This is a genomic window from Flavobacteriaceae bacterium (genome assembly GCA_014075215.1).
Lineage (GTDB): Bacteria > Bacteroidota > Bacteroidia > Flavobacteriales > Flavobacteriaceae > Polaribacter.
The window spans coordinates 2,768,405-2,781,492 of the sequence record CP046177.1; the positions used below are offsets into that span (position 1 = coordinate 2,768,405).

At 33.9% G+C, this 13,088-nt stretch carries 14 protein-coding genes, 1 tRNA gene and 2 pseudogenes; 16 read left to right on the forward strand and 1 reads right to left on the reverse strand.

Annotated elements, in window-relative coordinates:
• Positions 1-452: 452 nt before the first annotated feature.
• The 16 genes and pseudogenes from GKR88_13590 (at position 453) to folD (ending at position 12,142) form a co-directional block, all read left to right on the forward strand.
• Entirely contained in the window at positions 453-1,049 is a 597-nt protein-coding gene (locus tag GKR88_13590; GenBank protein ID QMU65225.1) for a DUF479 domain-containing protein, read from the forward strand.
• 27 nt (positions 1,050-1,076) lie between these two features.
• Positions 1,077-2,765: a gamma-glutamyltransferase gene (gene ggt, locus GKR88_13595; protein ID QMU65226.1), complete on the forward strand. Its 1,689-nt coding sequence runs from the start codon at positions 1,077-1,079 to the stop codon at positions 2,763-2,765.
• Positions 2,766-2,845: 80 nt separating this feature from the next.
• A complete protein-coding gene (locus tag GKR88_13600; GenBank protein ID QMU65227.1) occupies positions 2,846-3,364 on the forward strand; it encodes a DUF664 domain-containing protein in 519 nt (172 codons plus the stop codon).
• Position 3,365: 1 nt separating this feature from the next.
• Positions 3,366-3,656, forward strand: coding sequence for a DUF1272 domain-containing protein (locus GKR88_13605; GenBank protein QMU65228.1), 291 nt, complete (start codon positions 3,366-3,368; stop codon positions 3,654-3,656).
• A 36-nt stretch (positions 3,657-3,692) separates the two neighbouring features.
• The gene (locus tag GKR88_13610; protein QMU65229.1) at positions 3,693-4,352 is read left to right on the forward strand and encodes a pyridoxamine 5'-phosphate oxidase family protein; all 660 of its coding nucleotides are present in this window, start codon (positions 3,693-3,695) and stop codon (positions 4,350-4,352) included.
• Positions 4,353-4,660: 308 nt separating this feature from the next.
• Positions 4,661-4,987 carry a hypothetical protein gene (locus GKR88_13615; GenBank protein QMU65230.1) on the forward strand — a complete coding sequence of 109 codons (327 nt, stop codon included), beginning with the start codon at positions 4,661-4,663 and terminating at the stop codon, positions 4,985-4,987.
• 266 nt (positions 4,988-5,253) lie between these two features.
• Complete coding sequence (locus tag GKR88_13620) at positions 5,254-5,607, forward strand: transposase (GenBank protein ID QMU65231.1); 354 nt, start codon at positions 5,254-5,256, stop codon at positions 5,605-5,607.
• 19 nt (positions 5,608-5,626) lie between these two features.
• Positions 5,627-6,580, forward strand: coding sequence for a DDE transposase (locus GKR88_13625; GenBank protein ID QMU65232.1), 954 nt, complete (start codon positions 5,627-5,629; stop codon positions 6,578-6,580).
• Positions 6,581-6,592: 12 nt separating this feature from the next.
• Positions 6,593-6,856: pseudogene (locus GKR88_13630) on the forward strand (IS1595 family transposase).
• A gap of 63 nt (positions 6,857-6,919) precedes the next feature.
• Positions 6,920-6,996 (forward strand) — tRNA-Arg (locus GKR88_13635).
• 175 nt (positions 6,997-7,171) lie between these two features.
• Positions 7,172-7,653: pseudogene (locus GKR88_13640) on the forward strand (Hsp20 family protein).
• Between the two features lie 462 nt (positions 7,654-8,115).
• Positions 8,116-8,484, forward strand: coding sequence for a hypothetical protein (locus GKR88_13645; GenBank protein QMU65233.1), 369 nt, complete (start codon positions 8,116-8,118; stop codon positions 8,482-8,484).
• 421 nt (positions 8,485-8,905) lie between these two features.
• Complete coding sequence (locus GKR88_13650; GenBank protein QMU66723.1) at positions 8,906-9,430, forward strand: DinB family protein; 525 nt, start codon at positions 8,906-8,908, stop codon at positions 9,428-9,430.
• Positions 9,431-9,856: a hypothetical protein gene (locus GKR88_13655; GenBank protein ID QMU65234.1), complete on the forward strand. Its 426-nt coding sequence runs from the start codon at positions 9,431-9,433 to the stop codon at positions 9,854-9,856.
• A 66-nt stretch (positions 9,857-9,922) separates the two neighbouring features.
• Positions 9,923-11,251, forward strand: coding sequence for a signal recognition particle protein (locus GKR88_13660; protein QMU65235.1), 1,329 nt, complete (start codon positions 9,923-9,925; stop codon positions 11,249-11,251).
• A 15-nt stretch (positions 11,252-11,266) separates the two neighbouring features.
• Complete coding sequence (folD, locus tag GKR88_13665) at positions 11,267-12,142, forward strand: bifunctional methylenetetrahydrofolate dehydrogenase/methenyltetrahydrofolate cyclohydrolase FolD (protein QMU65236.1); 876 nt, start codon at positions 11,267-11,269, stop codon at positions 12,140-12,142.
• Here the strand turns inward: folD and GKR88_13670 are convergent.
• Positions 12,139-12,327 (reverse strand): hypothetical protein, encoded by a 189-nt coding sequence (locus GKR88_13670; protein ID QMU65237.1) that lies wholly within the window; start codon positions 12,325-12,327, stop codon positions 12,139-12,141. The two genes, folD and GKR88_13670, sit on opposite strands and share 4 nt — an antisense overlap.
• Positions 12,328-13,088: the final 761 nt, after the last annotated feature.

Here is a 13,088-nt window from a genome sequence, read left to right on the forward strand (position 1 = left end):
TTCTTGGCTCCAGGGTCAATAAATCTTTAAATGATGGCATTTTATATTGGTTCAGCTATATTTACAGAACTTATACCAGTAATTTCAAGTGATAAATGGTATTACTATTGACAATCTTTGTAAGCATTTTATGAACTCGTTTAAACTTTTTGAATTTGCTAAAAAATTGCTGTTTTTAGCTCTGTTTTTATCTTTTTTTCTTTCCGTAGTGCTGCTATGCAACTCAAAAAAGCTTTCAACATATCTAAAAACTTCTAATGTTCGCTTAAATTCAAAAAGTTTAAACGAGTTCATTAAATTGAGCCACAAAAATAAAATATTTAAACAATTTTCATAGTAATAATGAGCTCCAATTTTTAAAGTGTAGAATTGTAAATACATTCAATTTAAGGTTGTTCATAGGTTAGTAAAAATCTCTAAAATTAACACTATTTTTATTTATATTTACTTTTATGAATTTCCTCGCCCATCTATATCTCTCGGAAGATAATACCCATATGATTATCGGAAACTTTATAGCCGATAGTATTCACGGCAACCGATTTACCCATTTTGATAAAGAGATTCAACAAGGAATAAGACTACATCGGGAAATCGATACATTTACAGACGCGCATCCGATTACTAAAAAAAGTAAACGCAGGCTCAATAAACGTTACGGACTATATGCAGGAGTTATCATTGATATTTTTTACGACCATTATCTGGCTAAAAACTGGAAAAATTATTCTGCTATCCCCTTACACCTGTACGTAGATTCAATTTATCAGTTACTCCAAAAAAACTACGGTATATTACCAGAGAAAACACAGCATATGTTACCAATTATGATAGCATACAACTGGTTGTATAACTATCAATACAAGGAAGGTATCGAAAGTGTTCTGAAAGGAATGAATCGCCGTACTAAAAACAGGTCTCAAATGCATTTGGCAATTGAAGAGCTATATCGGTTAGATGATGCGTTTCAAAAAGATTTTACGGATTTCTTTAAAGAATTGTGTATCTTTTCGCATCGGAAATTGAACTCGTTTAAAGGAGTTCATTAATAAAGAAATAACATCCTTATAACTATCATGAAAATAATAATACTACTTTTTTCAGTCTCTTTTATACTATTCGATTGTACTCCGAAATCACCTCAAAAAATCACAGGTACAACTGCCGAAAAAGCCATGGTGGTTTCTGCTCGTAAAGAAGCTTCCGAAATAGGAGTCCAAATATTGCAAAAAGGAGGTAATGCCTTTGATGCTATGATGGCTACGGGATTTGCTTTAGCGGTAGCTTACCCGGTAGCAGGCAATATTGGTGGTGGTGGTTTTATGGTATACAGAATGGCCGATGGAAGTACAGGAGCCCTTGATTATAGAGAAAAAGCTCCTTTAGCTGCTATGAGAGATATGTATTTGGATTCCGAAGGCAATGTGATAAAAGGAAAAAGTACCGTTGGGTCAACGGCCGTAGGAGTACCCGGTGCTGTTGCAGGCCTGTTTGAAGCGCAGCGAAAGTATGGAAAATTATCCGTGGAAGAAATTTTAACACCCGTAATTGCCCTAGCCAAAAACGGAGTAATTGTTACCAAAAAGCAAGAAAAAAGAATCGGAAAATACCAGTCTGTTTTTCGTGAGGTAAATCCGGATTTTAACGTGTTTAAAGAAGGTATCTCAGAAAATGATACCATAAAATATCCCGCTCTGGCCACTACCTTAGAGCGTATCGCTAAAAATGGGAGAGATGAGTTTTACAAAGGTGAAACGGCACAAAAATTTATACAATTTATGCAGAAAAGCGGCGGTATTATTACGCTGGAAGACTTAGAGAGGTACCGTGCAAAATGGAGAACTCCTGTGAATTTCACCTATGATGACTTAAATATCATTTCCATGTCGCCCCCTTCGAGCGGCGGAGTTTGTCTGGCGCAAATTATGAATGGAATTGAACCTTATGATTTGCATTCATATGGGCATAACACCACCAAAGCAATTCAACTCATTGTAGAAGCAGAAAGAAGAGCCTATGCAGACAGAAGTTTTTATTTGGGAGATCCTGATTTTGTTACGATTCCTTTGGACATTCTGCTGAGTAAGGATTACACTAAAAACAGAATGACCGATTTTTCTTTTGATAAAGCCACGTTATCTCATGAGGTGTCTCACGGAACTATAGAAATAGTAGAGAGTAGTGAAACTACGCATTATTCTATCGTAGACCCGTATGGGAATGCAGTTTCGGTAACTACTACACTAAACGGTGCTTTTGGTTCTAAACTCTATTGTACGGAATTAGGTTTTTTCTTAAATAATGAAATGGATGATTTTAGCAGCAAGCCGGGAGTTCCGAATATGTTTGGCTTGATCGGTGCCAAAGCAAATGAAATAGTACCTGAGAAGAGAATGTTAAGCTCTATGACTCCTACTATTGTAGAAAAAAACGGAAAACTATTTATGGTGCTAGGTACTCCGGGAGGTTCTACCATTATCACTTCGGTACTGCAGACCATTTTAAATGTTCATGAATATGGTATGGGTATGCAGGAAGCTGTAAATCAGCCCAGGTTTCACCATCAATGGCTACCGGATGTCGTAGTTATTGAACCTAATAAATTTGACACTATTGTAAAACAAAATCTGAAAAAATTAGGATATGCAATAGATGAGCGCAATTCCAGAATTATAGGAAAAGTAGATGCCATTTTGGTATTAAAAAACGGGAAACTGGAAGGTGGGGCAGACCCTAGAGGAGATGATACGGCTGTTGGTTTTTAAATTGAAATAGTGAAATTAACGAGCTGTAAACATCCGGGTAATTGCCTTTATTTCTTGAATAAACAATAAAATAATAAACAATTATTACATCAGAACTCACACCTGAAGAATTTGATACGTATTATTCGAAATATATCGATAAACTTGGAAAAAATATTCGTCTTCGAGATAGATTTGACAGTGGTAAACAAAAAGTAATTGATTTTTTTAAATCGATACCGGAAGAAAAATTAACATACCGCTATCAGTCGGAAAAATGGAGTATAAAAGAAATACTACAACACCTTATAGATACCGAAAGGATATTTATGTATCGATGTTTTAGGATTGCCAGAAAAGATATGACCTCACTGGCGGGATTCGATCAAAATTCATACATAGAACCTTCCGGAGCAGATGATAAAACCATCGATGAATTGCTAAACGAGTTTATTGCCAATAGGAATAACTCCATTGCCCTGTTACAAGAGTTGTCTGATGAAAATTTAGCTTTTATTGGAAATGCTAACGGAGCAAAAATATCTGCCAGAGCAGCTGCATTTACTATTATTGGTCATGATATATGGCATATGGAAATTATAAAAGAACGTTATTTATAAAATGTTAGAAATTAGGCCCAACTGCGAACATTGTGGCAAAGGTTTACCCAATACTTCTACAGAAGCTATGATTTGCAGTTTCGAATGTACTTATTGTAAAGATTGTGCGATTGGTATTTTTGAAAATGTATGTCCAAGTTGTACGGGTAATTTTGTAGAGAGACCCATTCGACCGGGTAAAATGCTCGAAAAATATCCGGCATCAAAAAAGAGGATTTTAAATCGTAAAAATGTAGAAAAAGTGAAACTAATTACCGAACAATTTAAGCGCATTCTGCCTGAAAAAAGATGAATAGAAGAAATAATTGAATACTTCAAAGATAAAAATATGAAAGAATATCAAAAATCATCGTTAAACAGAATCAAAAGAGGGCAAAACAGGGCTACATATGATATAGAGAAAATCTACGCTATTTTAGATGCCGGCTTCATCGGTTTTGTAAACTATATTTATGAAAGAAAGCCCATTTCAATCCCTATGGGATACGGAAGAAAAGATGATAAGATATACCTGCATGGCTCACAGGCGAACAGGATGTTAACTTTCCTGTTAAAGACAAAAGAAATCAGCATGACCGTTATGCATCTGGACGGGTTGGTGTTGGCAAGATCCGGATTGCATCATTCTGTTAATTACCGTTCGGCAACACTCTTTGGTACTGTAAGAAATATAGAAAATGATGCAGAAAAAGAAACTGGTTTAAAATGTTTTATGGATCACATGATGAAAGGGCGTTGGGATGAAATTCGCCCGATGCATCAAAAGGAATTAGACAGAACCTTAGTTGTGGAAATGACTATAAAAACGGCATCTGCAAAAATCAGAGATGTAGGCGTAAATGATGAACCCGAAGATTATGATTTGGATGTTTGGGCAGGAGTTGTTCCTTTAAAGCAAGTTGCCGAATACCCAATTACAGATAAGTGTTTGAAAAAAGAAATAGAAACCCCAAAACATGTGTTAGACTATTACAATACATACAAATAATGGATGTTTTTTTTAGGAAAAAAATAAATTTTTTTGCGAACCGAAAAGCAATTAAAAACCCGTGTCTCCCTATAATTCATATTTAAGATTATTGCATAATTCAAAAATAAGGATCACTTTTATAAACGATTATAATTAGCGCCTGCAAGAAAACTTTTAACATATTGTTTTTCAATAAATTATATTTAAGAGCTTTCATGAATCTCTAAGAATAATTGAGTGTCATTTTCTCTAAAATGCTTATATTTAATCAATTAATCTATTTAGATTCGCCTTGATTATCAATGAGGTTTTAAAGATTCAGAACTATGCGCAATCGATTCGATCAACAAATTGTATTAGGAGTAAAACTTATTGAAGATACCCCTGTTTTGCAAAAAAGCAGAGATGATGTTCCTGCTTTGTTACAAGCATTATTAGAAATTTACAAAACACCAGAGTACAACGAACAGATTTTTGCGATTCTAGAAGATTCGATTGTCAAGGGTAAAAAGAGAACGGGTCGTAAAGGACTCACACTATGGCAAATTTTTGTATTGGTTCAGTTTCGTTTGGCTTTGAATTTAGATTATGATCGCCTTCACTACATGGTATATTCAGATTCGGTCTTACGTCAGCTATTGCAACCGAGATAGGTTTTGACAGGATAGAGATCGGTTATCAACGCATTATTGATAATCTACATTTACCGGATAATACTACTTTACTAAAGATCAATGATGTGGCGGTGAGTTTTGGGATCAGTCACAAAAGTTGTGTGTGAGTTCAGATGAAGATTAATTGTTAATTGAAGATTGAATGAAGTGTGTCTTTGCGAGTGAAACGAAGCAATTAGGGATCAGGGTCAAAAGTTTTGTGTGGATTGAATTAAAGTTTTGATCTTTGTAAAAAAAAACAGAGATTGGAATTATCCTTAGACCTTTTAAAATTCATCTTACCTGAGATGCTCGTAGAACATTTTGATTTGGTAAGACACACTCATCGAAATGAGGAACTTCATTTGTATTTTGAAGAGCGTAATGTTGTTCCTAAAGAAGTCATAAATCCTAATGTAATTGCTCATGGTTTCCACAAAGAGATTACTATTGAAGACTTTCCTTTGCGTGGAAACACTGTGTATCTTCACGTAAGGCGACGTAGATGGTTAGATAAAGAGACTAGGCAAATCATTCAAAGAGATTGGAATCTAGTAGCTCAGGGAACTCGCATGACAGGTGAGTTTGCTGCTTTTTTAAAAGAGATTAGTCGATACTGAGAAGAGTGATTGCAAAACCATTGCAAGAATCTATGGCGTGAATGGGAAGAAGTTCCAAAGGCAGTATCGAGATTATTTGAGTGAGTTTAAACAGTGGAAGGAAAAGTCTCATGCCAAAGAGTGGTTGATCTTCCCTGAGAATATAGGAACTCGATTATCTATCGACGAAGTAGCCTTATCAAAAGGAGAACTCTACACCATCGTTACCAATAAAAAAGCTAAAGGAAAGAAAGGAAGTATTGTGGCGATCATAGCTACTACCAAAGCAGAACCTATTATCAAACACCTATTTAAAATCTCATCTGCGAAAAGAAACAAGGTCAGAGAAATTACCCTAGATATGGCGAACTCCATGAAGCTGATTGCCAAACGGTGTTTCCCCAAAGCCATACAAGTAACCGATAGATTCCATGTACAGAAACTAGCTCTAGAAGCACTTCAAGAAATTAGGATCAAACATCGATGGGAAGCCATAGATACAGAAAATGAACGGATCAAACTTGCCAAAACCAATAACAAAGAATATTACCCTGAAATATTAGAAAATGGAGATACCATAAAGCAACTCTTGGCTAGAAGCAGATACTTACTCTACAAAGCACCAAGTAATTGGACAGAAGATCAAAGAGTAAGAGCTAACATCCTCTTTAAAAGATATCCTGATATCAAAACAGCTTTTAAGCTCGTACAAGGACTTAGAAATATCTTCAACACAGCAAACTCAATACAAGTCGCTTATACAAAACTAGCGCATTGGTATAAAGATGTAGAACAAACAGCATACAAGGCTTTTAATACCATAGCAAACTCTATCAGGCTTAACTATAGATCAATATTGAATTACTTCATTAATAGAAGTACTAATGCAGCGGCAGAATCTTTCAATGCCAAAATCAAAGCCTTTAGATTACAATTTAGAGGGGTCAAAAACACAGAATTCTTCCTCTATAGATTAACTACAATTTTTGCATAAACACAACAATTAGTCTTGATCCGTGATTATGTGGAAGTACACATTACTGAAAAATCAAATAAAGAAACCACTATTACCACACTAAAATCGGTGCATATAGCCATAAGTAATGCAAAACGCACTCTGTTAGGTATTTACCATAAAATTAAAGGAAAATATTTGCAGAATTATCTTGACGAGTTCTGCTATAAACTCAACAGACACTATTTCGCTGAAAGACTATTTGATAGACTGGTAGTAGCTGTCACTCATCAATACTGGTATAAAAGTGGGTAATCAATAAAATTTTCTACTATTTCCTATTTCAAAAATAGCTACTATATTTGGAGCCTCAAAAAAGGCCTCGTAGCATAACTGAATAGTGCACTTGATTACGGCTCAAGAGGTTGCAGGTTTGAATCCTGCCGAGGTCACCAAGAATAAATGCAACTGATTAAATAATAGTTAGTTGCATTTTATTATGCTACTTTAAGAAACATATCTGCTGCCATTTTGACAATCATTTACCATAATATCTGTCAAAAATTCATTAACTCATAGAGAATTATATCAATTATGCCATATAAATGTCTAATTTTAAATTTTTTAATTATGAGTAACTTAGTAACATTACCGAAAAATGGAAGTTTGGCAAAGACAAAGACAAACTTTCCAACCCTATCAACTTGGTTTGATGACCTATTTATGAGCGATTTACCTTCGTTCTTTTCTTCAAATTTTAACAATGGGATGTCGCTACCTAAAGTAAATATTAAGAAAAACGCAGATACCTACATAGTTGAAATGGCAGTTCCGGGGATGAAGAAATCAGACTTCAATATTAATTTAGATAATAATGTCTTTGTTATTTCAACAGAGCGTGAAGAAAGTAATGAAGAAAAGAATGAAAATTATACTCGCAGAGAGTTTGGATATTCTTCTTTTAAGAGGACTTTTACACTACCTGATACTATTAAGAAAGTAAAATTAAAGCCAGTTACAATGATGGTATTTTAAGTGTGCAACTTCCTAAAAGAGAAAAGGCAAAACAAAATCCAGCTAGAACCCAGGGCAAACGCATTAAACTTTTATGAATATATCAGTAAAACTAATTTTTCATTAAAGAATTGACATTTAATAATGGATTTTATTCGTAATTTTTTAAACTTATCTTTAATGATTATTCATTTTTTTGAAAATAATTACAGGTTAACTTGGATCAAAAAATCATAAAGTATTGATTAAAAACATGTTAACTTTAATGCGTTTACCCTGAGCTAGAACCATTAAAATTTTTTAGTGATTGAAAATTTATTTAGGGCGTGTTAACACTAAACGAGAATCATGGATTTTTTAGCTATTTTTTTTGGATTTTGAGGCAGTTTTTGCAGAACATAGCCGAGCTACGTTTAAAAAAACTAACGAAAAAAGGCAGAAAAAGAGCAAAAAAGACAATTTTTTGCTTAGTGTTAACACGCCCTAGTAAAAGGAAAGGGTTAAATATTTAATTTAGCCCTTTCTATAAAAAGTTTAAATGAGTTCAAAAAATAAAAATTATGAAGCAGTTAATTTTTGCATTTATTTTTACAATTAGCATTACGCAAGCGAATGCTCAAAAAATAGTAGTATCTGATTCACAAGGTGTAAAAGTTGGTGATGTTTTTGAGATAAATAAGCCTAAACACTCGCAAACATTTAAATATATTTATTTTCCCAGACCTAATTTTATTATTAAAAGAGGAGGGATAATCGATTATAAAAGAATTTATGGTAATAAAGTAGTTGTTACATCAATAAAGAAAAAAGATAATGTTTTAAAAGTAAGAATAAAAAAATATGATGGAGGTAAGTTCTTTAATAGTTATGATACTGTATTGGTAGATATAAAAGGTGCTTTAAAAGCAGGTGAACTTCAACGGATATGATTAGTTTAAAAATTCAAAAAAGGAGCAATTACGGATACTTTAAAATTAAACATTTTACGAAAGTGAATTTCAAGCAAAAAATACTATGATGAAGAAAGCATATTTAATTTCCGCATTAATGTAGTTGGTAATTAGTGAACTTCACCTCAAATGTAGTACAAAAAATAAACGTTTTAAACCACAAGTTTTTTATTCGGAGACCTTTGTAGCGTTGATTTGGCTTCAAATACAAAATATATCCCTATTCGGCAAATGTCTCTCGTTAAATTTTCCTCTTCTAAAATAGCTAATTCATTTAAAAAGGAATGTCTTCCTTATCTATTATCCCATGTTTCAATATATTCAAATTCCTCTTGGTGGAAAAATGAAAAGATTACCGTTGAATATTTTGTATTTTGCGGAACGTACTATCAAGTTCATTATGAATAAAAAAGAAATCATTACTATACTAGAAAACAAACATCTGGAATTATTCGATTGGCTGGAAAAGCAGTCCATAGAAAAATGGGAACAAGCAGTTGAGGGAAAATGGACAAGTGGGCAACATATTTTGCATCTGACAAACAGTATCAAATTATTGAATACGACTTTGAAAACTCCTAAATTCGTTCTAAAACGCAAATTTGGTATTTGTAACAGAAAAGTCAGATCTTACGAAGAAGTAGCTAAAAGGTATGATGAACGATTAGCAGAAAGCCGGGATAAAGCTGCTCTTTTTAATAAGAATTTGAAAATTCCTTCTAAAAAAGAGAAAGACCGCCTAATTATTACCTTACAAATTCAAAATAAAAAGCTGCAATACAAAACAAATAAGTGGTCAGATATACACTTGGATACGTTACTGATACCACACCCTCTGATGGGTAGAATGACCGTAAGAGAAATAATAATGTGGACAGCATGTCATACGGCACACCACACTCATATTCTAAAAGAAAAGTACTAAATGAAAAAAATTAGCAACACTCCGTATATGTTCTTTTTCGGGTTGGTTTTCTTCTTCTTAATCATCTCATTTTTTGTAGGAAATAAAACTTTTGATATACATATCTACAATACCTATTTTACTATTTCAAATACCCGTTTTTGTTATTTTTCATCTGTATTTTTCGGACTGATAGGAGTCAACTACTTTTCATTACATTGGGTACAAAAACCACCTAATAAATGGCTGACAGGCGTACATATTACTCTTCAAACAATTGCCATTCTGTTTTATATTTTATTCTTATTAGTACCTGACAAAGCACCTGAATCAGTCGGGCCGACACCCAATTCAGATACTATTTTATGGATTGGCTTTTTGGTTTTTTTAATAGCAACTTTAGTACATTTGATTACCTTTTTAATAGCTATAATGAAAAAGCAATAATCATGTGGTACGTTTTTATAAGCGGTGAGTAATTTTTATATTTACACCTTCTAAAAAGTTACATATATGTTTAATAATTTAAGCGAAAAATTAGATAAGGCCTTACATACGTTAAAAGGTCATGGCAGAATTACGGAAGTAAATGTTGCAGAAACATTAAAAGAGGTTCGCAGGGCATTATTAGATGCAGATGTAAACTTTAAAATTGCCAAAGAATTTACCAAAAGAGTTCAGCAAAAAGCACTGGGGCAAAATGTATTAACGACTTTGCACCCGGGACAATTAATGGTAAAGTTAGTAAAAGACGAACTCACGGAGCTTATGGGAAGTGATGCCGTAGGTATTCATTTGGATGGAAACTTTACGGTTATTTTAATGTCCGGTTTGCAGGGTTCGGGTAAGACTACTTTTTCGGGTAAACTGGCCAATTACTTACAGACAAAAAAGGGTAAACAGGTTCTTTTGGCGGGTTGTGATGTGTATCGTCCTGCAGCTATCAATCAATTACAGGTGATTGGAGAGCAAATAGGGGTGGAAGTATACGCTGAAGTTGAGAATCAAAATCCGGTGGAAATTTCTCAAAATGCAATCAAGCGCGCTAAATCAAATGGTAAAAATGTGGTTATTATTGATACTGCGGGCCGTTTAGCAATTGATGAGGAAATGATGACTGAAATTTCCAATATCCATAAAGCTGTTCATCCTAAAGAGACACTATTTGTAGTAGATGCTATGACAGGGCAGGATGCTGTAAACACGGCAAAAGCTTTTCATGATATCTTACATTTTGAAGGAGTAGTACTTACAAAATTAGATGGAGATACCAGAGGAGGTGCTGCTTTGTCTATTAAATCTGTTGTTGAGAAACCCATTAAATTTATTGGGACAGGCGAAAAAATGGATGCCATAGATGTGTTCTATCCGGATAGGATGGCCGATCGTATTCTTGGGATGGGAGACGTGGTTTCTTTGGTTGAAAGAGCACAAGAACAATATGATGAAGAGGAAGCGAGAAAATTACAAAAGAAAATTGCCAAGAATCAATTTGGTTTTGATGATTTTTTGAATCAGATTCAGCAAATTAAAAAAATGGGAAATATGAAAGATTTAATGGGGATGATTCCGGGAGCAGGCAAAGCCCTAAAAAATGTTGATATTGACGATAATTCTTTTAAGAGCATTGAGGCCATTATACACTCGATGACTCCATCCGAGAGAAGCATTCCCACAAGTATTAATACCAGTAGAAAAAAGCGAATTGCTAAGGGTTCCGGAACTTCAATTCAGGAAGTAAATCAGTTAATGAAACAATTTAATCAAATGAGTAAGATGATGCAAATGATGCAGGGCAAAGGGCTTGGAAAAATGATGCAAATGGTGCGGGGAATACAGTAAAATAGAAGCAGTTGTATGGTTATTTTAGACGGTAAAAAAACATCGTTAGACATTCAGAACGAAATAGCAATTGAAGTTGTTCAAATCAAGAAACAAGGTGGCAAAGTGCCTCATTTGGCTGCTGTTATTGTTGGCAATGACGGTGCTAGTATCACTTATGTAAATGCAAAGGTAAAAGCATGTGAAAAAGTGGGTTTTGAGTCTACATTGATCCGTTTGCCGGAACACACCTCGGAAGCCGAATTACTTTCTCAGATAACTGCTTTAAATACAGATGAGGTTATTGATGGTTTCATTGTTCAGCTTCCATTGCCCAAGCATATCAATGAGCAAAACATAATCATGGCCATAGATCCTGATAAAGATGTCGATGGATTCCACCCGAGGAATGTGGGTAAAATGACTCTAAACCTTCCTACCTTTATCTCTGCTACCCCGTTTGGAATCTTAGAATTGTTAGATCGTTATCATGTTGAAACCTCCGGAAAGCATGTAGTGGTCATTGGCAGAAGTCATATTGTGGGAAGCCCGATGAGTATCTTACTGGCTCAAAAAAGAAAAATTGGAAACGCTACAGTGACTATTACACACAGCAGAACAAAAAATTTAAAAGAAATTACCTTACAAGCTGACATTATTATTGCTGCACTTGGAATACCGGAGTTTTTAACGGCAGATATGGTAAAAGAGCACGTAACGGTTATTGATGTTGGTATTACCAGAGTAAAAGATGCTTCTAAAAAAAGCGGTTACCGCTTACTTGGAGATGTTGCCTTTGATGAGGTTTCCAAAAAATCAGATTTTATTACTCCCGTACCCGGAGGGGTCGGCCCGATGACCATTGCCATGTTATTAAAAAATACATTGCTGGCCAGACAAAGAAAACATTAATGAAACCAAACGATAAAAGATTTCATTTTTGCCAGATCAGGGATTTGATCTACACTTATTTTCTGTGTCGTAAATTGTCTTAAGCCCAACTGCTCTTTATCTATATCTATGGTAACATTTAAATCATCTATAAAGAGAGTTGCCGAATTGAGTGAGGTTTCAATTTTAGTAATTGTATTGTGCAAATTGATTTCTGAAAATGTAGAATTTATATTAATTCCCGTATCTGTTTCAAATCTTTCGTCAAATATTAGAAATTTAAACAGTTCTAATTAGGGGAAGCTTACATAAGTATTATAAGTGCAATATTAATGCGTATGCAGAATTATTTATTAGACATTACGAAAGATTTTATTCTATGTGTTTTCGCAAAAATATACAGCTAGCTGATGCAAAAAATATAATAATTGAGAGTTATCTTTCACTACACGAAAAATTTAATGTTTCTAAAAAGAAAAAGAACGAAATAAGAGATATTATAGGATATACAACAAGGGTAGTCCAAAATGAAATAAATTATTTTTTTAGGATAAAAAATTCCAATCTTCAACTTACCAATTCTTTTGAGTTTTTTGAGATAGTGAACGGAACTGATAACAGGTTAACAAAAGAAGAAAGAAATTTATTTTTACAGAAAGTTAAATAAGTTTTAGGGGAATTGGATTCTATATGAGTATCTAAAGATAAATAGGGATTAAAAGAATTGTTCACCTCAAGTTTTGTAAAAAAACACCTCCTTATTAATCAAAATTGCTTTTTCATAGAGTGCCATCATATCTTAAGTGTCTAAATCTTTTTGCAAGTGTAATGTGTTTTATTTTAAAAAAAATGTTGTACATATATTGTACAGGAAATAAAAAAGAGATTACATTTTCAATGTAATCTCCTGATAATCAAGTATCGGTAGCTGGACTCGAACCATCGACCTTCGGGTTATGAACCCGAA